The following is a 21744-nucleotide window of genomic DNA, read 5'->3' on the forward strand; positions in this document are numbered from 1 at the left end:
TTTGTTTCACACGCGGGAAATATTAAAACTTCTCATAAGTGTCATAGACGCTCCTGACCGACAGATCTTCGGCAAGCCGCGCCGGATTCAGCGGAACGTCGAGTTCCGTTTTCTTCAAAGCGATGATCCGGTCGGTATGGGCGGAGAGATCAAAATAATTGTCGCTGAAAACCGCGTCGCAGTGCTTCAAATCGAGTTCCACAAATTTAGCGAACGCATCAGCCCGGAGGCGAATGAAAAATCGGTCTTCCTTCTCCGTGATGTCCATTTTAATTCCGGGATTATGGAAATGAAAGTGTTTTGCTTTGCAGAACAGAACGGTTCCCCCGCTCACCCGCTTATCGCCAACACTAAACAAATACTCCAGATAAACGTCATACTTTTTCTCCTCCGTCGTAAATTGCCGTGAAAAGTCCAGGCTTGCGCATTGCTTTGAGGAAAGGGGTTCCGCACATACAGGCATTTCACCGCTCTCAAGCATCTTTGAATCCGGCGTCATCAGCTTCCATTCCAAACAGCCTGTTACGGAAGTTTTCGATTCATTGGAAACATGAAGAGAAACCCGCGTCCCTTCCTCACAGGCGCTGGCAAGAACCGGAGCAAAACACCGTTTCACTGTGTAATGCAGTGCCTTCCACCGGCCGCATCCGTCGATGCCGGACCAAGAAGCGACAGGCCAGCAGTCATTCAGCTGCCAGTAAATCACGCCCATGCACCTTCCGCGGCAGCGTCGCCAGTGTTCCACCCCATACCGAATTCCCTCCGCCTGAATCAGCTGGGAAAGGTAAAGCAGCGAATCAAAGTTGCCGGGATACCTGAAATACTGAGAAATATAATACAATATTTTTTCATTGCCCGTCCCGCTCTTCTGGTGCGATTCCATAACGCGCGAAAAAATGTTCCACTCCTCCGGAGGAGCAAACGTCCTTACGGTTTTCAGGCTTGGGAAGGATTGGAGGCCGAATTCCGACATGAAGCGCGGAACGACCGACCGGTAATCCGTAAACGGCTTTTTTCCATGCCAGACGTCCCAGTCATGCATATCTCCCCTGTTCTCATCATTAGGAGCATGAAAATCACCGCCCGATGACGGCGAAGATGGCCAATACGGAGTATCGGGATCCAGCCGGGAGACAAATTCCGGCAGACTCTTTTCAAACTGCTCCTGATACTCCATCCGATACCGTTTCAGCGATGTCTCGTTTTTCCAGTTCTGAACCCACATCCATTCCATTTCGTTGTTGCCGCACCAAAGCGCAAGCGACGCATGTCCGCGAATCCGTTTGATATTGTCCTCCAGCTCATGTCTGACACTGTCCCGAAATTGTTCGTCAAAGTCATATACCCCGCACGCAAACATAAAATCCTGCCAGACCAGAAGCCCGTAACGGTCGCACAGCTCGTAAAAATAGTCGTCAGGATAGATTCCGCCGCCCCAGACGCGGATCATATTGAAATTGGCGCGAACGCAGCTTCGGATCAATTTCTCGGTTCGGGCTCTGTTTCTGCGGGAAAGAAGGTTATCCTCCGGAATATAGTCCGCTCCCATAGCAAAAATCCTTACGCCATTGATTTCAAACGCGAATGACGTTCCCCACCGATCCCGCTCCCTGACCAGTTTCAGCATCCTCAGCCCGAGTCGAAACTCTTTTTCGTCCAGCTTGCGTTCCCCCTCATACAGAAAAAGAGAAACACTGTAAAGCGGCTGTTCGCCATAGCCGTTGGGCCACCACAGGCGCGGTTCCTTCACCGAAAGGGGAATGGAATTGCTTTCGTCCAAGCTGACCGTCCGTTTTGTCAGAATACTCCCCTCGGGGGATGTCAGCACGGCTTTGACTTGAAAATCATCCCCGGCCCATTTTTCAAGGGATACGGAGATGTTCAGCACCACGCTTGAACTTTGATGAACCTGAGAAACGGAATAATCCCCGATATACGCACGATCGCGGCCGATCAGCATAATGTTCCGCCAAATTCCCATGTCCGGAATCATCGGGCCCCAGTCCCACCCGAACATATAATGCGCTTTGCGCAGATGCGAAATTCCGCCGCTGTAAGCCTCTTCCGAATTGCGAAGCGGCTGCTCTCGCTGCTTTTCCGCAACGAACTGGGTCGGGGAATGGAAAATAACGTCGATTATATTCTCTCCTGGCCGGAGCATCTTCTTACAGTCAAACTCATAGGTTCTGTGCATATTGTCGGTGTTCGCCAGAAGGCAATCGTTGACAGAAAGCGTGCAAAGGGTATCCAGCCCCTCGCAGCGAAGCTGTACCCTGTCATGCCGAAGCAATTCTTCGTCGACAAGAAACGAGCGCCGATATTCAAAATCGCCGTCGAAAATGTTCAGCGTGTCAGATTCGTTGGTTCCATAAAACGGATCTTTTATGAGACCCGCGTCCAGCAAATCGGAACAAACCGAGCCGGGAACCCGGGCGTGCCTCCATTCGGGCTGCCCCACCCTGCGCATCATCCATGATCCGTTTAAATCCAGCACCATGTTACCATCACCGATTTCTTTATTCTGAATCCGGGAAACAAAAAGCATCAGAACCATTGACAAAAAGCCTCAAAACCACTTGGGTTTTGAGGCTTTCAAATCATTTTGGAGGCGTCACCCGGATTCGGACCGGGGATGAGGGTTTTGCAGACCCTTGCCTTACCACTTGGCTATGACGCCAAAAATGGAGCGAACGACGAGGCTCGAACTCGCTACCTCCACCTTGGCAAGGTGGCGCTCTACCAGATGAGCTACGTTCGCATTTTGGTGCCTCCGGGCGGAATCGAACCACCGACACGGGGATTTTCAGTCCCCTGCTCTACCGACTGAGCTACAGAGGCAAATATGGCGACTCGGATCGGGATCGAACCGACGACCTCTAGCGTGACAGGCTAGCGTTCTAACCAGCTGAACTACCGAGCCATCTGAAATGGTGGGAACAATAGGACTCGAACCTATGACCCCCTGCTTGTAAGGCAGGTGCTCTAACCAGCTGAGCTATGCTCCCGGCTGTTCGCACCGTTTCATCAGCGACGTGTTATATAATACAATATTTATCCGCAGTTGTCAACAGGAAAAACTACTTTTTTTCAAGTTTTTTACCATTTTATTCATTATGCCTCTAAGAAAAATTCATTCGCTCCAGTACTCTGCGCCGGCCTATTTTACTGCAGCGATAACCATTCGGTCCGTCTTATCCGCCGGAGGCAAAAAGCTTTGATCCGCCCAGACGCCCGCAACACGGAGCCCCGCGCGTTTTAGAAGAGAACACAGCGTCTTGGAATCATAAGCCCGCTCATAAAACCGTTCGGAAGAGCGCTCATAGGCGCTTCCGGACCGCTCGAAAAAATCCAGTGAAACGGCAACCCGGTTTGTCTTTGCCTCAAACGCGTTCTGCCACACGCAGAACAGGCTGCCTAAATCATACACAAACGTGTGGCTGCCGAGAATTTCCCGGTGTTTATAAACGGTATTCGCGTCAAAAACAAAGCATCCGCCCGGGTTCAGGCAGGCCGAGACCCGACGAAACGTTTCAAATACCTGCTGCTGCGTTTCCAAATGATTGACGGAATCGAGAGAGCTGACAACCGTGTCCACCGGGCCGCAAAGCTCCAGCTCTTCCATTCTTTGATTTAACAGCAGCACGGAATAACCCGCAGCGGAAAGCTTTTGCTGCGCAAGCGTCAGCATATCGGCGGAAGCATCCAGACCGATGACTTCGACGCCGCGCCGGGCGAGCTCCAAAATCAGGCTGCCCGTGCCGCAGGCAAGGTCCAGCGTAAGGCCCGGCTGGTGCCCAAGGCGGCTGAAAATACTGAAAAGATAATCGGCGCGTTCCCCGTAGGAAACTCCCGCAATCAACGAGTCATAATAACGCGCAAATGTCGCATATTCCATTTTATTTGGCTTTCTCGCTGTCTTCCAGCTTCTGAAAAACCATATTGTAACCATCGCAGCCGTAATGAAGGGAACGGTTTACACGGCTGATCGTGGCCGTTGAGGCTCCCGTAGTCGCAACAATATCGCTGTAAACTTTTTTATTGTTCAGCATGTGCGCAACCCACAGCCGCTGCGACATGGCCTTGATTTCCGGAACCGTGCAAAGGTCTTCAAAAAACGCATAGCATTCTTCCGGCGTCTTCAATGTAAGAATTGCGCTGAATAAAAAATCGACGCTGTCGTCCTTCAACTTTGAGTTCAATTCAACCACTCTCCCAACTTTATCAGAATATCATTTCAGCGCATAAAAGTCAAACAGGATCGATCCATATCATTGCTTTTCCGCAATATCACAAGCCGACAAAATCCTTTCAAGGATCGCATCGGCGCCCTCCCCGTTCACGGCGGAACAGGGTACCACCACAATTTCAGGACAGGCGGCAAACTCGCTGCGATACATCTCTTCCTGGGACCTGCGTCCGGTTTTGTTGAGTTTGTCACACTTTGTAGCGGCTATCAGACAGGGAATGCCGCTGTCAGTCAGAAAACGGACCATTTGAAGATCATCCTGCGTCGGTGCGTGCCGAAGATCCATCAGCTGCACAACCAGGCGGATATCCCTCGTCTGATGAAAATAGCCTTCCGCCAGTTCCGCCCACCGAAGCTTTTCGGATTTCGAAACCTTTGCGTAACCGTACCCCGGAAGATCGACAAACCGGCAAAATCCCAGATTGTAAAAATTAATGGTGGCTGTCTTGCCCGGAGCCGAGCTGGTCCTCGCCAGCGACTTTCGGGAAAGCAAGCGGTTAATCAAAGAAGATTTTCCCGCATTCGACCTGCCGGAAAAAACAATTTCCGGCAGGGTTGAAGCTGGGAGCTGATCCGCGCGTCCGGCGGATAATTCAAAAAATGCTGTTTCAATACTCATATTTTAATTACCATTACTGAGGAATCGAGGCTGCGCCGGTGGATGGGCGGTCCATGTTTTTCGGCGCCGAAAGCTGCATCGTTTCCGGCGTTTCCGAAGCCTTCTGCGGGATCGGCATCTTCGTCAGCGCAATCTTCAAAACCTGATCAATTTTATCAACAGGCTCAAACTGGATGGAGTTTTTTACCACCGTATCGATCTCTTCCAGGTCGGATACATTCTCCGCCGGAATAATGACGGTTTTGATGCCGGACCGATAAGCCGCCATTGTTTTTTCCTTCAGGCCGCCGATCGGCAGAACGCGGCCCAGCAGCGTAATTTCGCCGGTCATGGCGACGTCGTGCCGAATGGGAATATTGCAGAGTGCGGAGGTAATCGCCGTTGCCATTGCCGTACCGGCGGACGGACCGTCCTTCGGAATTGCGCCTTCGGGCGCATGAATGTGAATATCGTATTTTGTGTAGAAATCATGGCTGATTCCAAGATTGCCGGCTCTGGTTCTGATGCAGCTGATCGCAGTACGCGCGGATTCCTTCATAACGTCGCCGAGCGAACCGGTCAGTTCCAGTTTACCGGTCCCGTCCATAACGGCGACTTCAATCGGCAAAAGGGTTCCGCCGACGCTGGTCCATGCCAGGCCGTTGACCAGGCCGACCATATCCTGCTTACTTGCGTTTTCCGGCTTAAACTTTTCGGGTCCGAGAAGCTCCTCGAGCTTTTTCGGGCTGATCGTGATTTTCTTTTTCGCGTCCTCAACAAAATATTTGGCGCATTTTCTGCACAGGGACGCAATGCGGCGTTCCAGAGTTCTGACTCCGGCTTCCCTTGTGTAGCCGTCAATCAGTTTATGAACGGCCGCGGGGGCAATCTTCATCTGCGAAGGGCTGATTCCGTGCTTCTTCAGCTGCTTTGGAATCAGGTGCTTCACTGCAATATTATATTTTTCCAGATGCGTATAACTCCCCAGAGTAATGACGTCCATGCGGTCGAAAAGAGGTTCCGGAATTGTGCTCGCGTCATTCGCAGTCGTGATAAACAGCACGTTGCTCAAATCAAAGGGCATATCGATATAGTGATCGTAAAAAGCGTTGTTCTGTTCAGAGTCCAGAACCTCCAGCAGCGCGGAGGACGGGTCGCCGCGGAAATTATTGCCCATTTTATCGATTTCGTCGAGCAGAATCAGCGGATTGTTGGTTCCGGCCTGTTTCAGCGCGTTGATAATCCGGCCGGGCATGGAGCCGATATAAGTGCGGCGGTGCCCCACAATATCGGATTCGTCCCGGACGCCGCCGAGCGATACGCGAACGTATTTGCGCCCGATCGCTTCCGCGATGGAATGGGCAATCGACGTCTTGCCGACGCCCGGAGGGCCTACAAGGCAGATAATTTGTCCCTTGATCTCCGGAGACAGCTTTTTGACGGCCAGAATTTCAAGAATACGCTCTTTCACCTTTTCCAGACCGTAATGCTCACGGTCAAGAATTCTTCCGGCCTTTTTCAGGTCGATGTGTTCCTTGCTCGAAACGTTCCACGGCAATTCCAGACAGGTTTCCAGGTAGCTGACGATCACGCTTCCCTCGTGAGAGCCCTCCGGCATTTTAGAGAGACGGTCGCATTCTTTCATCAGCTTGTCGTGCTGTGCTTTCGGAAGGCCGAGTTTTTCAATGCGGTCGCGCAGATCGTCCGCTTCCTGCTGAGGATTGTCGTCTTCGCCAAGTTCATAGGAAATGGCTTTCATCTGCTCGCGCAGAAAATATTCCCTCTGATTGCGGTCGATTTGTTCTTTCGCCTTTTCACTGATCTGCGTTTCTATGGAAAGGACCTGTGTTTCCTTCTTCAGAATTGCGGCAAGCTTCTCCAACCTGCGAACAGGGTGCAGTTCCTCCAGAATCGTCTGCTTTTCTTCAAAGTCAAACATGATATTGGATGCAATATAATCCGCCAGTTCCCCGCAATCCTTTTTTTGAACCACGCCGATGACAATATCCGGCGGAATGTGGGTATAGTTCTGGATGAACTGTTCAAACAGGTTCTGCGTATAGCGAATCAGCGCCTCCGCCCTGCGGGTAGAACGGAACGGCAGCGTTTCAACTTTATTTAAATTGACCAGCAGGAAAGGGCTCACCGATTCATAGGACAAAACGGAAGCCCGGTAAAGTCCTTCGGCAAACAGCCGAACCCCGTCGTCGCTGCGCCGGATGACCTGCTTGATTTTTGCCACGACCCCCATGGAATAGATATTTCCCTCTGCGGGGTCATTGTCCGCAAGATCTTTTTGTGTGACAAGGAAAATCAGTTGATTTTCCTCCATTGCCTTTTCGAGGGCCAAAATGGACTTGCGGCGGCCGACGTCAAACTGCAGCAGCATGCCCGGAAAAATAACGAGCCCTCTCAGTGCAAGAGCCGGAATCTGGCCGGCCCCGTGCTGTATGTCAGTTTCATTCATACTCATAAAAAGCTCCTTGAAAAAAAAGCTGTTGCAGGCGAATCGTTTACCGCGCTGCAACAGGCAAATTGATTGGTCAGGAAGCGGTGTCCTTTCTTCCCCTTTTACTTGGGGCCGTGATCTTGAGCGCGACCGGCTTTCGCTCCGGGTTATAAGTGATTTCCGGCTTTGCTCCGTCTTCCACTGCATCCTTTGTAATGATTACTTTCTCAACCGTATAATCGGACGGAACATGATACATCAAATCCGTCAACATATTTTCAAGAATGGAACGCAGGCCCCTTGCACCCGTGCGCCGTTCAAGCGTTTTCTGTGCGATCGCGCTGAGCGCTTCCGGTTGAAACTCAAGTTCTACCTTATCCAACTGGAAAAGCTTTTTATACTGGTTGACAAGACTGTTTTTCGGTTCGGTCAGGATCCGGACCAGCGCGTTCTCGTCCAGGCCGTCAAGCGCCGCAATAACAGGGAGCCTTCCGACAAGTTCCGGAATCAATCCGAATCTGACAAGATCGTGCGGAATCACGTCCTTCATCCAGGAGGTGGAGTCCAGTTCGGCTTTGCTGCGCACCTGCGCGCCGAATCCGATGGAGGATGAGGCCGAACGACGCTCGATAATCTTGTTTAAGCCGTCGAACGCGCCGCCGCAGATAAAGAGAATGTTCGTCGTATCAATCTGCAGAAACTCCTGCTGCGGATGTTTTCTTCCACCCTGTGGAGGAACATTGGAGACCGTACCCTCCAATATTTTCAGCAGAGCCTGTTGCACACCCTCACCGCTGACATCCCTCGTAATGGATGGATTTTCTGATTTTCTGGCAATTTTGTCGATTTCATCAATATAGATAATTCCGCGTTCCGCTTTTTCAATATCAAAGTCAGCCGCCTGAATCAGACGCAAAAGAATATTTTCAACATCTTCGCCCACATAACCGGCTTCCGTCAAAGTCGTTGCGTCGGCAATGGCGAACGGCACATCCAGTATTTTGGCAAGTGTCTGGGCAAGCAGTGTTTTTCCAACGCCCGTCGGCCCCAAAAGAAGGACATTGCTCTTCGTCAACTCAATATCGTCTTTGTCGCGGCCGTAATAAATTCGTTTATAATGGTTATACACCGCGACCGATAGGGCAATTTTGGCTTCTTCCTGCCCGATGACATATTCGTCGAGCTGTTTTTTAATCTCCTGCGGCTTCGGCAGCTCCGCGGCTGATTCGCTGTAACTTTCCTTCCTTGTGGAAAGGTTTTTTTCATCGTTCAGGATAGATGTGCAAAGCTCGATGCATTCGTCACAGATGAAAACGCCGGGTCCCGCGATCAGGCGGCGCGCCTCGCTCTGCGGTTTTCCGCAGAAGGAGCAGCAGATTTCTCTTCCTTTATTATCATCGTTATTCGGCATTCAATCACCCTATTTCGTCGAATCTTCGTGGCCTTGTATCACTTTGTCAATCAATCCGTAACGGACCGCGTCCTCCGCAGTCATAAAGTTGTCGCGTTCGGTGTCCCTCATAATCACCTCAAGAGGCTGCCCGGTGCGCTCGGAAAGAATTTCATTCAGCTTTTTCTTGATGTGCAGCATATGATCGGCCTGAATTTTAATATCCGTGGCCTGGCCCTGCGCGCCGCCGCTCGGCTGATGAATCATAATATCACTGTTGGGCAGCGCGTACCGCTTTCCTTTCGCGCCCGCCGCCAGAAGGAACGCCCCCATGCTGGCAGCCATGCCCATGCAGATGGTGGAAACATCGCACTTAATGTACTGCATGGTATCGAAAATCGCGAGGCCCGCCGTAACGGAGCCCCCGGGGCTGTTGATATAAAGGCTGATATCTTTCGTCGGATCCTGGCCCTCCAGATACAATAGCTGAGCGACCACAAGACTGGAGGTCACATCATTCACTTCGTCCGTCAGCATTACGATTCTGTCGTTTAAAAGACGAGAAAAAATATCGTAGGAACGCTCGCCCCGATTAGTTTGCTCAATTACATAGGGCACTAAACTGCTCATTTCTAAAATCCCTCCAGTTGCCAGCAATATTAGAGCATTGGCGAAATCTTATTAATTATTCCGTCATCCGGCATCTTTTTATATATGCAGGCCTTGATATTGCAATTATTCCTTTTCTTCGGCCACCACGGCGCTGCCGCGAACCAAATCAAAAGCTTTTTCCACCGCGATATCCTGAACTAAATCTTCTTTACGGATTAAGGACTTTACCTTATCGGAATCCATCTTGTAACTTTCCGCCAGTTTGGCATACTCCTGCTCAACATCTTCATCGGCCGGAACGATTCCTTCGAGCTCCGCGATTTTTTCGAGCGCAAGGCGCAGCTTGACCTGACGCTCAGCCTGCGGGCGGAACTGACCGCGGATCGCGTCCTTATCCTGACCTGTATACTTCATGTAGGTATCGACATTGAGACCCTGCGACTGAAGACGATAGCTGAAATCGCGCAGATCGTCGTTAATCCTGTTTTCATACATTGCTTCCGGAATTTCAGCTTTCAGCCTGGAAACGACCTCGTCGATCAGTTTATTGTCAAGATCGTCTTTGGCTTTTTCTTCCCTTGCCTTAGTCAGTTTTTCGCGGATATCCGCGCGGTAGGCATCCAGCGTATCAAACTCGCTGACATCCTTGACAAAATCGTCGTCGACCTGCGGGAGCTCCTTCATCTTGATTTCATGAAGCTTTATTTTGAAAACCGCTTCTTTTCCGGCGAGCTCCTCCGCGCCGTAGTCTTCCGGGAATTTTACGTTGACTTCAAACTCGTCGCCGGATTTGTGCCCGATCACCTGATCCTCAAAGCCGGGAATAAACTGACCGGAGCCCAACTGCAGACTGTAATTTTCCGCTTTTCCGCCGGAAAATGCTTCGCCGTCGACATATCCGTCAAAATCGATTACCGCGGTGTCTCCGTTCTGGGCTTCCCTGTCTTCCACGGTTACCATTCTTGAATTGCGGTCGCGCACCTTTTCAATTTCCGCGTCCACATCCGCATCGGCCACTTCTGAAATCTTTTTTGTTGCGGGAATGCCTTTATATCCCTCGATCTCCACTTCCGGCTTCGTAGTGATGGTCGCCTTGAACACAAGCCCTTCCTTATCGGCGGAAACCAGATCGAAATCAATTTTATCCTCAATCATTTCAAGCTTAGCTTCTTCAATCGCCTGTTCAAGCGCGCCCGGATATACGGAGTTGATTGCTTCATCGTAAAAAACATTTTCTCCGTAGTACTTTTCGATAAACTTACGGGGCGCCTTTCCCTTGCGGAACCCAGGAATCGTGATTTTTTTGCTTTCTTTATGATAAGCCGCAGCTACGGCTTTTTCAAATTCTTCAGCATCCACAAGAACCTCCAGCTGGTAGCGGTTCTTTTCCACCTGAGTGGTCGATTTTAAACTCATTTTTCATTTCCTCCTGCAAATCTGCGATTGTCTAAGCTATTATATCACATGGAATGTAAAGTTTCTACCTTTCCCTGAAATGTTTTTAATTTATTCATTTTACTAAAATTGGCGAAAATCCAAGGTAATCACAGGAAATAAGATGCATGCGGATACCCCTGTACTCCCCGTCCGGCGCCCGTTTTGCCGCAAGGCTGCCGTGAATATGGCCGAAATAGCAGTCGCTGATTTTATGACTTGTCAAAACGTCCAAAATCTCCGTGCACTCCATTCCGTCGTAAACGGGCGGATAGTGCAAAAACACAACCGGTTTCAGGCCCAGCCTTTCCGCATCGTCCAGTGATGCATTCAGCCGGCCGACTTCACGGCTGACTATTTTTTTGTCCTGCTGACTTTCGGCATTGTAAAGCCAGCCGCGGGTGCCGCAGACAGCCCTGTCTCCCGCCGGCGCGGCGCAGTTGTGTATCAGCCCGATATCCGTAAACCCGTTTTCAGCAAAAAAATGCTCGATTTTTTGTCTGGTGGACCACCAGTAATCATGGTTCCCTTTCAGGATCAGTTTTTTTCCCGGCAGCTCATGGATAAAGCGGAAATCCCGCTGCGAATCCTCCAGCTTCATGGCCCAGGAAATATCCCCGGCAATAACGACGGTGTCTTCCCCGCCGACGACGCTGCGCCAGTTCTTTTGAAGACGCTCGGTATAATTTTTCCAGCCCTCAAACACATCCATCGGCTTGTCGGCACCAAGGGAGAGGTGAAGATCGGCTATCGCATACAATGACATAACGGCACGCTCTCAGACGGATTCAGAATCCAATATTTTCAGCACCGCCGCGCCCATCTCCTCCTTTTTGCAGGAGGAAGAAAAGCGCACCGTCTTCGATTCCAGCGCGGCGATCGGCGCGGGAACCCGGGTGGCGGTCAGTTGTGAAAGGCGGCTCACCGCCTGAAATTCATCGCCGGCCGGGGCATGGTCTTCCAGCGCCCGCAAAACCTCCGGCGCGAATTTGTACGGGCTTGCGGTGGAAACAATCACGGCAGGGGTTTTGCTGTCGCCCGTATCCCGCAGATACTTTTCATAGACGCGGGCTGCAACACCCGTGTGAGGGTCGCAAAGATAATTTTGGTTTGCAAACAGTGATTTTATTTCTTCTCTGGTTTCGTCGTCGCTGCAGAATCCGGCGTAAAACAGCTCTCTGATTTTTGACAGAACCGCTTCGTCCACCTGATATTCACCGGTTTCGTTCAGCCGGCGCATCCAGTCGGCAACCTTTTCGTCGTTTTGGTCCGTCAGATCGTATAACAGACGTTCCAGATTGCTGGAAACAAGAATATCCATCGACGGAGAAATCGTCGTGTAGAATTCGCGGTTTCTGTTGTATTTGCCCATGGTCAGGAATTCCGTAAGCACGTTATTGGCGTTGGAAGCGCATATCAGTTTATGAACCGGCAAACCCATCTTTTTGGCGTAATAAGCGGCGAGAATATCGCCGAAATTTCCCGTGGGAACAATAAAGTTGACCGGCGCCCCCCGCTGAACCGAGTGCCCGGCACACAGGTCGCAGTAAGCGGAAAAATAGTACACGATCTGCGGCAGAAGCCGGCCCCAGTTGATGGAATTCGCGCTCGAAAACATCATGCCCTTTTTCGCGAGGAGCTCCCTCATCTCCGCATCGCCGAAAATCCGTTTGACCCCGGTCTGCGTATCGTCAAAGTTTCCCTCCACCGCACAGACGAAAACATTTCCGCCGCTCTGCGTGCGCATCTGCCTTTCCTGCATCGGGCTGACGCCGTCCTTCGGATAAAAAACAAGGATGCGCGTTCCTTCCACATCCTGGAATCCTTCCAGCGCCGCCTTACCGGTATCGCCGGAGGTTGCGACAAGAATCAGCGCCTCCCGGTCCGACCTGATTTTTTTTAAAGAATGGGTCAGCAGAAGAGGAAGAATTTGAAGCGCCATATCCTTAAACGCACAGGTTGGGCCGTGCCACAATTCCAGATACGAAACATTTTGGTCCAGCTGAAAGACGGGCGCCGGTCCTTCCGGAAAGCGGTCCGGACGGTATGCAAGCTCCACGCATTCTCTCACTTCTTCGACGGTAAAATCAGTCAGATAGCGGGATAGAATGCGCGCGGCGCGCTGCCGATAGCTTTCATTTTCCATCAAAGCCAGTTCCTCTTCGCCGACAGCCGGAAACTGTTCCGGGACAAAAAGGCCGCCGTCCCCGCAGAGTCCCTGAGAAATCGCCTGCGCAGAGGTCGCTTTGCCTGTACGGCTTCTGGTTGACTGATAATTCAATTTCTGTTCCCCCTTGCCAAAATATAGGTTCCGGTTTTGCAGTTTCAATAAAAGGACGAAAAGCAGAATGCGTCTTTGATATGATTCAGGGAGACCACGGAGCGGCCGCTGCCCGAAGTCACAATCCCAATTACGTCAAAACGAGGCTGCAGCAGGGTTTTGTTTTTTTGCAGATACAAAAGGGCCGTCTTTGCGATTTTTCTCTGTTTGCCCGGCGTGACGGCATATTCGGGGCCAACCAAGGAAAATGCCTCTCTTGTTTTGACTTCGGCAAATATAATATACTGACCGTTTTCCGCGATTATGTCGATCTCACCGAACCGGCTATGATAATTCCGTTCCAAAATCCGATACCCGTTTTCGGTCAGATAATCGGACGCAGCCTTTTCCCCAAAGGGCCCTGACGAATTATTCATTGCCGGACCCGGCCAATATCTTTTTTAAAAAGGTTCTGCGGTGCACCGGGCAAGGGCCCTTTTCCCGGAGTCTGTCCATATGCAGCGCGGTCCCGTAACCCTTGTGCTTTGCGAATCCATAGTCCGGATAAATTTCGTCAATCCGGCACATCACCCGGTCACGGCTAACCTTGGCAAGAATGGAAGCCGCCGCAATACTGGCGGAAAGAGAATCGCCCTTTACAATTAGTCTCGTCTCTACGCCGAGGTCAGGCATTCGGTTGCCGTCGACCAGAGCGCAGTCCGGGCAAAGATTCAGCTGATCGAACGCCCGCCGCATGGCGAGGAAAGTCGCCTGAAGGATATTGATTTCATCGATCTCGCCTTCGGTTGCAAATCCGACGCCGTATGCCTGCGCCGTACCGCAAATGACATCATAGAGCTCTTCCCGCTTGTTGGGACTTAACTTTTTAGAATCGTTGAGGCCTTCAATTTGAACCTGCGGCGGGAGGATAACCGCTGCGGCAAACACGGGCCCGGCAAGCGGTCCACGCCCCGCCTCGTCGATCCCGCACACAAGCGGATAGCCGTCGCGCCGTGCTTCTTCTTCGTAAAAATGCCAGTCAGTCATGCCCTTCACCGGCCTTTTCCAATGTGATCCTTCCGATTTTACCCGCCCGAAATTCATCCAGAAGCATGATGGCGGCACGTTCCGTATCGATTGCTCCGCCGCCCGCGCGCATTCCGCGTTTTCTGCCGATCATCTCCAGCAATTCATAACCGCCAAGGCCCGAAATGTCGTTTTCCAGACGGTACCGCTTCGCCAGAAGCCCCGCATAGCCGGCGGCCAGAACCTCCAGCAGCCGGCATGCCAGAGTTTCAAGATCGATGACGTCATCCTTGATCGCACCGGTAAACGCCAGACGTTCCCCTACGGCGGGGTCTTCAAATTTCGGCCACAGAATGCCGGGAGTGTCAAGGACCTCCATCTCTTTTCCCACCGGAAACCACTGGCTGCTGCGGGTGACGCCGGGCCTGTCTTCCACCGATGCACGGCTGTTGCCGGAAAGACGGTTAATCAGCGAGCTTTTCCCAGCGTTCGGGATTCCGGCGACAAGAATTCTGATTCTGCGCCCCGCCATCCCTTTTTCCCGCCAGGCCTCCAGCTTTTCCGCAAGGATGCGTTTGGCCAGCGGCAAAAACCCGTTCAGGCCGTTTCCCGAACGGCAGTCCACAGCAATCGCCCCCATGCCGTGCTCCTGAAAAAACGCAATCCATTCTCTGGTAAAGACGGGGTCCGCAAGATCGGATTTGTTCAGAAGCATGATACGGGGTTTTCCGCCCGCCAGCTGATTCAGCTCCGGATTCCGGCTGCTGTAGGGAATCCGGGCGTCGATTACTTCCGCCACAGCGTCAACCAGCTTGATATTTTTTTCCATGAGCCGACGGGTTTTGGCCATATGGCCGGGAAACCACTGAATCGGCCGGCCTTCCTGCATGAATTTACCCCCTTAAGAATTTACTTTTCCAAAGCGGTCAAACGGATAAAGGACCCATTCCGCCTTGCCCAGTATAAATCGCTGGTCCACCATTCCCACGTCGCGGCTGCGGCTGTCGTTGGAAACCAGGCGATTGTCGCCAAGCACAAAGACACACCCTTTCGGTACGGTCAGCGGAAATTGATAATCCGAAGGCTGTTTGGTAATACCGTTTTGAATATACCGGGATTCGTCCAGGCGTTTTCCGTCGACAATGACGGTGCCGGACTGAAAATCAATATTAACCGTTTGGTTTTCAAGCGCAATCACCCGCTTGATAATCGGTTCCGAAAGCCCCTGCGTATGGGTAATGACGACTACGTCGTCCTGCCGGGGTTTGTAAAACCCGCTGAAGAGAAGGATTCTGTCGCCGGAGCGCAGATTGGGCAGCATGGAAGGCCCGCTGACACTTACGATCCTAACCGAAAAGGAGAACAGAAGCACAACAATAATCAGGGAGGTGATCAGCGCCTCGATCCATTCGTAACAGTTAACGGCGAAGCCGTTCGTTTTGGACGGCTTTTTCCCCTTTTCCGCTTCCGGCTCCGCTTTTTCCAACGGGAATTCAACTCCTTACCCAATTACATAACGTTTTATTTTACAATAGAATGGAACGGGTTCAAAAGGAAAACCACCTTGCCGATCACATACCGGCAGTCGATCATTCCCACTTCCTGAAACCGGCTGTCTTCGGAAATGGTGCGGTTGTCCCCCAGAACAAAAATATGGCCTGCCGGAACTTTCTGTGGAAATTTAACGTCATACTGGTCTTTTGTAATTCCGTTTTTAATATACGCGGACTCGTCAATTTCTTTTCCGTCGACAGATACGATGCCGGTCGTAAAATCGATATTCACCGTCTGTCCTCCGGTCGCGATCACGCGCTTGATGATGCGTTCCTTCAGTCCGGTTCCGTTCGCATCGATTACCACAACGTCCCCCTGAGAAAGATTCCTGCTCAGGCAGGATACCAGGACCCGGTTGCCATTATAAAAATTGGGTTTCATGGAATCCCCGTCAACAACGATATTGACGCGGAACAGAGACACAAACAAAATCATGATGACGGAAAGCGAGATAATCAGGGCTTCGATCCACTCATAGCAATTCTCCGCAATCCGGTTCTCAACAGCACCGTTTTCCTGCAGGGAATCGGCATCCGACACATCCTTCATTCTATTTCCTCCGATCAAAAGAACAAAAAAGGGACACCGAAATGTCCCTTCCCATGCGCTGTATGAATTCTCTTACTGGATTTTGCTCTTGACCTTTGCGGCCTTGCCGACCCTGCCGCGCAGATAATACAGCTTTGCCCTGCGGACATTACCTCTGCGGATGACTTTGACTCCCTTTACATTCGGGGAATGCAGCGGAAAAACCCTTTCCACGCCAACGCCGTAGGAAACGCGGCGGACCGTAAAGGTCTCGCCGACACCGGAGCCTTTGCGGGCAATAACGGTTCCCTCAAAAGCCTGAATTCTTTCGCGTTCGCCTTCACGGATGTTAACGTCGATCCGAACGGTATCGCCGATTTCAAAAGCGGGCAGCTCCGCTTTCATCGAATTTTGTGAGATTGTCTTTAAAGCGTCCATGATGAATCCTCCTAAATTTCAGACATTCATGCCGTCGGCAGAGGACTGTCCGTTTCAATGCCATAAAATTTTTTCAGGCATTGAATCCCATCGGATTTCTCCGACGGATCTCAAATGCTTCTCTATCATATCACATTCCTGCGAACCGCGCAACATTTTTCTGACAGGCATGCCTCTATTTTTCGTGCTGCAGAAGGTGGAGCGCAAAACCGCCGAAATCGGGCTCGAGATATACCGCTTTTACCCTTCCGTTTTCGTCACGGGCCAGCGTTTCTTCGTGAAACCGGATACCGGAAGTCTTTAAAAAAGAGTACGCGCGTTCCGCGTCGCGGGTGCCGATTGCAACGTGCCCGCCTTTGTTGTAAAACGGGGCTTTCATCAATTCAAACAGGCTGCCGGAAAAATAACTTTTTTCATATTCCGTCACATTCTGAAACAGCACGGAGGACAGGGCTTCACCGAGCGCCTTCGCCTCGCCGGAGGAAGCGCAGTTGATTCCCACATGCGCGATATGAAAGTCAAGATGTTCCAGAATCGTCTCGCGGACGCTCTGTTCAATCCGGTCAAATCTGCGGTTTTCTATATCGTCGTAGCTGAGCATAAAATCCCCGCCGGCAGCCGCAACCTTCGAACAAGAAAGGTACTCGTTCATTTCTTTTCTGGTCAGATCTCCGGTCGGGACAAATTTGACCTGCGGATACGGGCCCGAGAAAAGCTGCATGGTCTTGAGTCCGCCCATTTGAATGGCGGGGAAGAACTTAAGAACCGTCAGTCCCATGGAAACGGCCCGATGAACCTCCGACGGCGTAATGCAGCCCGGCACCACCGGCAGATTCTCCTTTTGGCAATACCGGATCACTTCTTCGCTGAAATCCGGGGATACAATGAATTTTGCTCCGCACTCCTTCGCTTTTTCAGCCTGTTCCACCGTCAGCACCGTACCGGCCCCGATACAGAAATCCGGCATCTCCGCCGCGATTTTTTGAATACACGCGGCGGCGGCTTCCGTGCGGAACATTACCTCCATCAGCGGAAGGCCGCCTTTCCGAAGCGCTTTCGCAAGCGGCAGCGCGTCTTCCTCCCTTTTGATATTCAGGACAGGGATCATCCCGTAGCTTTCTATCAAATTCAATACCGACCTCATAAAAACACAACCCCTTCTTTTTTTGATTAAGACTTCGTCTTCTCCGATTCTCTTAAAAAAGCTTCGACCTCTTTCATCGTGGGAATGGAACCGGCCGCGCCGCGCCGGCTGACCGCCAGGGATGACGCGGCGGAAGCAATGCGAAGCGCAAGAGCCGCGTCGTTGTTTTTCAGTATGCCGGCAAGGTAAAAACCGGTAAAGGTATCACCCGCCGCCGTGGTGTCTTCGATCGGCACATCGTATATGCCATGACTTAGCCTTCTGTTTTTGTCGGCATAGACAACGCCCTGTTTTCCAAGCGTAAGTACTATTTTCACCTCAGGATATTTTTTCAGCAGCAGGTCCGGAATCTCATCCAGCTGTTTTGCCCCGCTGATTTGCAGTCCTTCGATTTCATTTAATAAGAGCGTATCGGCCGCCTCTATGGGGCACTCGAAAAGCTGCCGGTTGACGGGGGAAGGATTCAGAAAAATTCTCATCCCCCGTTCCGACGCCTGTTTCATTAAAAACGGAAGCTCTGAAATTTCATTTTGAAGGAGAAGAACATCTCCGTTTCCAAACCCGGAAAGAACCTTACAGATAAAATCACGCGTTATTTCCTGGTTGGCTCCGCCGTAAAGGACAATGCAGTTCTGGCCGCCGCGGTCAACCTGAATCATCGCACTGCCCGTAAACTCATGGCCAGTGTCGAGCAGCGACCAATCCGCGCCGCATTCATCCAATATCTTCTGAAAAACAGGAAGGTCTTTTTCAGCCAGCGCACCGGCGAAAAAAACAGCCGCTCCGGCTCTTGCCGCAGCGACAGCCTGATTAAACCCTTTTCCGCCGGTAGAAAGCGTCATCCGATTGGAGAGAATGGTCTGCCCCGGCAATACAATAGAATCCACTTGAAATACATAGTCAAGATTTAATGAACCAAAATCCAGAATTTTCATAACTTCACATCCGACTGTTCTGTCGATTTTCCCGCATGAGGGCCGGTGGAATCTCGAACCACCAGTTCCGCATCCACCAAAACCTTCAATACGGTCTGATCTCCTTCAAATATTTTGTCCATCAGGCGCGACACCGCCATTTTGCCCATGGTCTTCTTATGAATTTTCAGCGTTGTCAGGAGCGGTTCCGAAATGCTGGCAAGCATCAGGTCATCCATTCCAATGACGGAAATATCGTCCGGTACCCGTTTGCCCGCCTGCCGGAACGCCCTGAGGGCGCCGACCGCCAGAATGTCGTTGTCTGCGAAAAAAGCTGTTGGAAAATCCCTTCTGTCTTCCGCGTATTTCAGCAGCATCTCATAGGAAGTATCCAGATCCGGCTGAACATAATACGTATCCGCGGAATTGACCGGAAGATTTTCTTCCTGCATGGCGCGCAGGAAACCCACTTCGCGGGCATGAAAATTGTCCGTAACGTATTCGCTCCGGATATGCCCAATCCGGGTGTGCCCGAGAGATTTCAAGTAGGAAACCGCCGAAAACACCGCGTTTTCATTATTCATGACAACCGCGTCAAAGCTCTGGTTTCTCATTTCATTGTCAACCACCACAACAGGGGCCGTCAATTTTTTAAGAAAATCGGAATCCTCCGCGCGGTATTCCGTGCCAAGAAAGATAATCCCGTCATCCTGTTCCGCGTTGATTTCTTCAATCATCCGTTCCAGATTGTCGGAAGTCACATTGGTTATTTTTAAATTAATCCCAGCGGAACGCGCTCCGTCCTCAATGCCGTCAATCACGCGGGTGATAAATTCGCCGTTATGTTCAACCAGAAGACCTTTGTCCTTGTATTTGATAAACCGAATACTTTTCCGGTCCGTGCGGTTGTACGACCTTTTCTGATGGTATCCGGATTCCTCCAGAAACGTCCTTACTCTCTGTCTCGTTTCAACACTGACGCCGTCTTTGTCATTCAGCACCAGGGAAACCGTGGCGGGAGATACGCCCGCCAGTTCCGCTATTTCTCGAATTGTCATCATGAGCAGCCCCTTCGGTATTCGTTTCTATTCACTGTTCTTCATTATAAAGCAACAAAAGAAACATTTCCATATCGTGGAGCCGCATCGATAAATTTTTTCGACTTTCCGCTCCCGGAAATCTTTAAGATTAAGTTGTTTCTCTCTTCCGCTGCACCATTGACTTGACGATCGGGTACAAAAACACCGTGGCAATCAACAGAAGCAGAACCAGCGTAACGGGTCTGGTAACAAATATCGCATAGCTCCCATTGGACAAAACCAGAGCTCTTCTCAAATTGGATTCCAGCATACCGCCCAGCAAAAGTCCGAGAATAAACGGTCCGACCGGAAATCCGCCGCGTTTAAAAGCAAATCCGAGAAGGCCGGCAAGGGACATGACGATCACGTCAAAAATGCTGTTGTTCAGCGCAAAGGAACCGACAATACACAGAACACAGACCGCAACCCAAACCGTCTGAGGCTTTACATTCAGAACCTTCGCAGATGCTTTCGCGGTTAAAAGTCCAAATATCATCATCAGGACGTTGGCCAGGATCATCAGCAGCATGATATTGATGACAAACGGCTTATTGTCCGTAAACATCTTGGGTCCCGGCTGCATTCCGTACATGGTAAGCGAACCGATCAGAATCGCGCTGACGGAGTCGCCGGGAATCCCCAGCGTAAGCATGGTTGTCAGGGCGCCGCCGATTACCCCGTTGTTCGCGGCACAGCTGACGGCCAGCCCCTCCATCGAACCGTTTCCGTATTCTTCCGGATGCTTGGACATTTTTCTGGCCTGTCCCCAGCAGATAATGGAGGCGATGTCTCCGCCCGCCGCCGGGATTGCCCCAACGACCGTTGCGACGAGAGATGCGAAAAAGGTCGGCGCGGCAAGCGCCTTTGCCTCCGATTTATTTGGCAGCACACGTCCTAGCTCCAGATTGGCCGCTTTTTCCCTGGCTTCCCTGTCCTGCTGAGACTGTTTGTATTCAAAAATCTGAGACAGGACCTCTCCGATTCCAAACATCCCGATCATGACAGGCAAGAAGGAGATGCCGGCGAGCAAATCGGTAGAGCCCATTGTGTAGCGCTTGACGGACAGGATCGGGTCCAGACCGACTGTGGAAAGCAGAAGGCCGAGGAATCCGACCGTGACCCCTTTCAAAACAGAAGTTCCGGAAACTGTAATCATCATGGAGATGCCGAACAAAGCGAGGGCGAAATACTCGGTCGGACCGAATCCCACGGCAAACTTTGCAAGGGGAAACGAGAAAAAAATCAATGCTACCGTACTGATAATTCCCGCAATAGCGGAATAAATCACATTGATTCCAAGCGCAAGCCCGCCCTTGCCCTGCTTGTACAGCGCATAGCCGTCGAACGTGCTCGCGATGGAAGCCGGCGTTCCCGGCGTATTAATCAGAATTGCAGAGATCCCGCCCGCAAAGATCGCGGAATTCCAAAGTCCGATCAGCATTGCAAAGCCCTGATCGGCAGGCATCCAGAAAGTGATCGGCGTCAGAATAGCGATTCCCATGGTAGCCGAAAGACCTGGAAGGGCGCCGATGACGGCACCGGCTATTACGCCAATCAGCAGAGAAAGCAGCACCATCGGCTGCATTAATTGTAAAAAGCCTTGAACCCATTCCGTCATAAAGAGCACCCCTTAAATGGCAAATTGAACTTTCAGCCCCAAATTAAAAATACCGTAAATCAAGGCCACGAAAATGATGGAAAACAACAGATTATACTTCCAGCTTCTGTGGTAGATCCAGTTGACAAACATACAAAAGGCCAGCGCGGCAACTACAAAATGGATCAGTTTCCACAGGATAAAGAATGCCAGAATTGCGCAAACAGTCAGCAGTAAAGGACGAATGTTCGGTCTTTGCTCCTCGTCCATCTCAAAATAAGCGAATTTGCCGTTATCTTTTAATCCTTTCACAAAAAGAGCCAGTCCGAACAAAATTACGGCTGACGAAACAATAACCGGAAAAAATCCCGCTCCCGGCACGCCGCTGATTGTAGAAGACGACATGCCAAGACCGATTCCCGGAATAAGAAACCAGACGCCCACCCCCGCAAACAAGCAAGCCCGGTATCGTATC

21 protein-coding genes and 5 tRNA genes are annotated in these 21744 nt (G+C 51.1%); all 26 read right to left on the reverse strand.

Going from position 1 to position 21744, the window contains the following annotated elements; translation table 11 throughout:
• Positions 1-22: 22 nt before the first annotated feature.
• The gene (locus tag HCR03_RS03175; protein WP_207727262.1) at positions 23-2554 is read right to left on the reverse strand and encodes a beta-mannosidase; all 2532 of its coding nucleotides are present in this window, start codon (positions 2552-2554) and stop codon (positions 23-25) included.
• A 49-nt stretch (positions 2555-2603) separates the two neighbouring features.
• Positions 2604-2677 (reverse strand) — tRNA-Cys (locus tag HCR03_RS03180).
• Positions 2678-2682: 5 nt separating this feature from the next.
• Positions 2683-2758, reverse strand: a tRNA-Gly gene (locus tag HCR03_RS03185).
• A 4-nt stretch (positions 2759-2762) separates the two neighbouring features.
• Positions 2763-2838, reverse strand: a tRNA-Phe gene (locus HCR03_RS03190).
• A 5-nt stretch (positions 2839-2843) separates the two neighbouring features.
• Positions 2844-2920, reverse strand: a tRNA-Asp gene (locus tag HCR03_RS03195).
• A gap of 8 nt (positions 2921-2928) precedes the next feature.
• Positions 2929-3005 (reverse strand) — tRNA-Val (locus HCR03_RS03200).
• A gap of 152 nt (positions 3006-3157) precedes the next feature.
• Complete coding sequence (locus tag HCR03_RS03205; RefSeq protein ID WP_156991411.1) at positions 3158-3895, reverse strand: class I SAM-dependent methyltransferase; 738 nt, start codon at positions 3893-3895, stop codon at positions 3158-3160.
• A gap of 1 nt (position 3896) precedes the next feature.
• Positions 3897-4199 (reverse strand): YerC/YecD family TrpR-related protein, encoded by a 303-nt coding sequence (locus HCR03_RS03210; RefSeq protein WP_066644126.1) that lies wholly within the window; start codon positions 4197-4199, stop codon positions 3897-3899.
• A 69-nt stretch (positions 4200-4268) separates the two neighbouring features.
• Complete coding sequence (gene yihA / locus HCR03_RS03215; protein ID WP_187036634.1) at positions 4269-4865, reverse strand: ribosome biogenesis GTP-binding protein YihA/YsxC; 597 nt, start codon at positions 4863-4865, stop codon at positions 4269-4271.
• Between the two features lie 13 nt (positions 4866-4878).
• A complete protein-coding gene (lon, locus tag HCR03_RS03220; RefSeq protein ID WP_228725081.1) occupies positions 4879-7311 on the reverse strand; it encodes an endopeptidase La in 2433 nt (810 codons plus the stop codon).
• Between the two features lie 76 nt (positions 7312-7387).
• Positions 7388-8704, reverse strand: a complete 1317-nt coding sequence (gene clpX, locus HCR03_RS03225) for an ATP-dependent Clp protease ATP-binding subunit ClpX (protein WP_187036638.1) — start codon at positions 8702-8704, stop codon at positions 7388-7390.
• 9 nt (positions 8705-8713) lie between these two features.
• On the reverse strand, positions 8714-9313 hold the full coding sequence (gene clpP / locus HCR03_RS03230; RefSeq protein ID WP_066644123.1) for an ATP-dependent Clp endopeptidase proteolytic subunit ClpP: 600 nt from the start codon (positions 9311-9313) through the stop codon (positions 8714-8716).
• Positions 9314-9418: 105 nt separating this feature from the next.
• The gene (gene tig, locus HCR03_RS03235; protein ID WP_066644122.1) at positions 9419-10711 is read right to left on the reverse strand and encodes a trigger factor; all 1293 of its coding nucleotides are present in this window, start codon (positions 10709-10711) and stop codon (positions 9419-9421) included.
• A 94-nt stretch (positions 10712-10805) separates the two neighbouring features.
• Positions 10806-11495, reverse strand: a complete 690-nt coding sequence (locus HCR03_RS03240) for a metallophosphoesterase (protein ID WP_066644121.1) — start codon at positions 11493-11495, stop codon at positions 10806-10808.
• Positions 11496-11507: 12 nt separating this feature from the next.
• Positions 11508-13010 carry a threonine synthase gene (thrC, locus tag HCR03_RS03245; RefSeq protein ID WP_187036640.1) on the reverse strand — a complete coding sequence of 501 codons (1503 nt, stop codon included), beginning with the start codon at positions 13008-13010 and terminating at the stop codon, positions 11508-11510.
• Between the two features lie 44 nt (positions 13011-13054).
• The gene (locus tag HCR03_RS03250) at positions 13055-13426 is read right to left on the reverse strand and encodes a YraN family protein (protein ID WP_066644119.1); all 372 of its coding nucleotides are present in this window, start codon (positions 13424-13426) and stop codon (positions 13055-13057) included.
• Entirely contained in the window at positions 13419-14036 is a 618-nt protein-coding gene (locus tag HCR03_RS03255; protein ID WP_066644118.1) for a ribonuclease HII, read from the reverse strand. The genes HCR03_RS03250 and HCR03_RS03255 overlap by 8 nt, the downstream gene beginning before the upstream one ends.
• Positions 14029-14904 carry a ribosome biogenesis GTPase YlqF gene (ylqF, locus tag HCR03_RS03260; RefSeq protein ID WP_066644117.1) on the reverse strand — a complete coding sequence of 292 codons (876 nt, stop codon included), beginning with the start codon at positions 14902-14904 and terminating at the stop codon, positions 14029-14031. The genes HCR03_RS03255 and ylqF overlap by 8 nt, the downstream gene beginning before the upstream one ends.
• Before the next feature lie 12 nt (positions 14905-14916).
• Complete coding sequence (gene lepB / locus HCR03_RS03265; RefSeq protein ID WP_156991405.1) at positions 14917-15501, reverse strand: signal peptidase I; 585 nt, start codon at positions 15499-15501, stop codon at positions 14917-14919.
• Between the two features lie 35 nt (positions 15502-15536).
• On the reverse strand, positions 15537-16118 hold the full coding sequence (gene lepB / locus HCR03_RS03270) for a signal peptidase I (RefSeq protein ID WP_066644115.1): 582 nt from the start codon (positions 16116-16118) through the stop codon (positions 15537-15539).
• A 72-nt stretch (positions 16119-16190) separates the two neighbouring features.
• The gene (gene rplS / locus HCR03_RS03275) at positions 16191-16535 is read right to left on the reverse strand and encodes a 50S ribosomal protein L19 (RefSeq protein WP_066644114.1); all 345 of its coding nucleotides are present in this window, start codon (positions 16533-16535) and stop codon (positions 16191-16193) included.
• A gap of 175 nt (positions 16536-16710) precedes the next feature.
• Positions 16711-17667 carry a bifunctional 4-hydroxy-2-oxoglutarate aldolase/2-dehydro-3-deoxy-phosphogluconate aldolase gene (gene eda, locus HCR03_RS03280; RefSeq protein ID WP_187036642.1) on the reverse strand — a complete coding sequence of 319 codons (957 nt, stop codon included), beginning with the start codon at positions 17665-17667 and terminating at the stop codon, positions 16711-16713.
• Between the two features lie 38 nt (positions 17668-17705).
• Positions 17706-18614 carry a PfkB family carbohydrate kinase gene (locus HCR03_RS03285; protein WP_187036644.1) on the reverse strand — a complete coding sequence of 303 codons (909 nt, stop codon included), beginning with the start codon at positions 18612-18614 and terminating at the stop codon, positions 17706-17708.
• A complete protein-coding gene (locus HCR03_RS03290) occupies positions 18611-19654 on the reverse strand; it encodes a LacI family DNA-binding transcriptional regulator (protein ID WP_187036646.1) in 1044 nt (347 codons plus the stop codon). Before HCR03_RS03290 ends, HCR03_RS03285 begins: the two co-directional genes overlap by 4 nt.
• 127 nt (positions 19655-19781) lie before the next feature.
• Positions 19782-21290 carry a tripartite tricarboxylate transporter permease gene (locus HCR03_RS03295; RefSeq protein ID WP_066644110.1) on the reverse strand — a complete coding sequence of 503 codons (1509 nt, stop codon included), beginning with the start codon at positions 21288-21290 and terminating at the stop codon, positions 19782-19784.
• Between the two features lie 12 nt (positions 21291-21302).
• On the reverse strand, positions 21303-21713 hold the full coding sequence (locus tag HCR03_RS03300; RefSeq protein ID WP_187036648.1) for a tripartite tricarboxylate transporter TctB family protein: 411 nt from the start codon (positions 21711-21713) through the stop codon (positions 21303-21305).
• Positions 21714-21744: the final 31 nt, after the last annotated feature.

Origin of the sequence: Caproicibacter fermentans (genome assembly GCF_014303955.1) — a bacterium.
Lineage (GTDB): Bacteria > Bacillota > Clostridia > Oscillospirales > Acutalibacteraceae > Caproicibacter > Caproicibacter fermentans.

Bases quoted from the DNA above. Each gene is read 5' to 3' on its own strand.
- HCR03_RS03175 (WP_207727262.1), bottom strand. From the start codon at position 2,554: ATGGTTCTGATGCTTTTTGTTTCCCGGATTCAGAATAAAGAAATCGGT.
- HCR03_RS03205 (WP_156991411.1), bottom strand. From the start codon at position 3,895: ATGGAATATGCGACATTTGCGCGTTATTATGACTCGTTGATTGCGGGA.
- yihA (WP_187036634.1), bottom strand. From the start codon at position 4,865: ATGAGTATTGAAACAGCATTTTTTGAATTATCCGCCGGACGCGCGGAT.
- lon (WP_228725081.1), bottom strand. From the start codon at position 7,311: ATGAATGAAACTGACATACAGCACGGGGCCGGCCAGATTCCGGCTCTT.
- clpX (WP_187036638.1), bottom strand. From the start codon at position 8,704: ATGCCGAATAACGATGATAATAAAGGAAGAGAAATCTGCTGCTCCTTC.
- clpP (WP_066644123.1), bottom strand. From the start codon at position 9,313: ATGAGCAGTTTAGTGCCCTATGTAATTGAGCAAACTAATCGGGGCGAG.
- tig (WP_066644122.1), bottom strand. From the start codon at position 10,711: ATGAGTTTAAAATCGACCACTCAGGTGGAAAAGAACCGCTACCAGCTG.
- HCR03_RS03240 (WP_066644121.1), bottom strand. From the start codon at position 11,495: ATGTCATTGTATGCGATAGCCGATCTTCACCTCTCCCTTGGTGCCGAC.
- HCR03_RS03250 (WP_066644119.1), bottom strand. From the start codon at position 13,426: ATGAATAATTCGTCAGGGCCCTTTGGGGAAAAGGCTGCGTCCGATTAT.
- HCR03_RS03255 (WP_066644118.1), bottom strand. From the start codon at position 14,036: ATGACTGACTGGCATTTTTACGAAGAAGAAGCACGGCGCGACGGCTAT.
- ylqF (WP_066644117.1), bottom strand. From the start codon at position 14,904: ATGCAGGAAGGCCGGCCGATTCAGTGGTTTCCCGGCCATATGGCCAAA.
- lepB (WP_066644115.1), bottom strand. From the start codon at position 16,118: ATGAAGGATGTGTCGGATGCCGATTCCCTGCAGGAAAACGGTGCTGTT.
- rplS (WP_066644114.1), bottom strand. From the start codon at position 16,535: ATGGACGCTTTAAAGACAATCTCACAAAATTCGATGAAAGCGGAGCTG.
- HCR03_RS03285 (WP_187036644.1), bottom strand. From the start codon at position 18,614: ATGAAAATTCTGGATTTTGGTTCATTAAATCTTGACTATGTATTTCAA.
- HCR03_RS03290 (WP_187036646.1), bottom strand. From the start codon at position 19,654: ATGATGACAATTCGAGAAATAGCGGAACTGGCGGGCGTATCTCCCGCC.
- HCR03_RS03295 (WP_066644110.1), bottom strand. From the start codon at position 21,290: ATGACGGAATGGGTTCAAGGCTTTTTACAATTAATGCAGCCGATGGTG.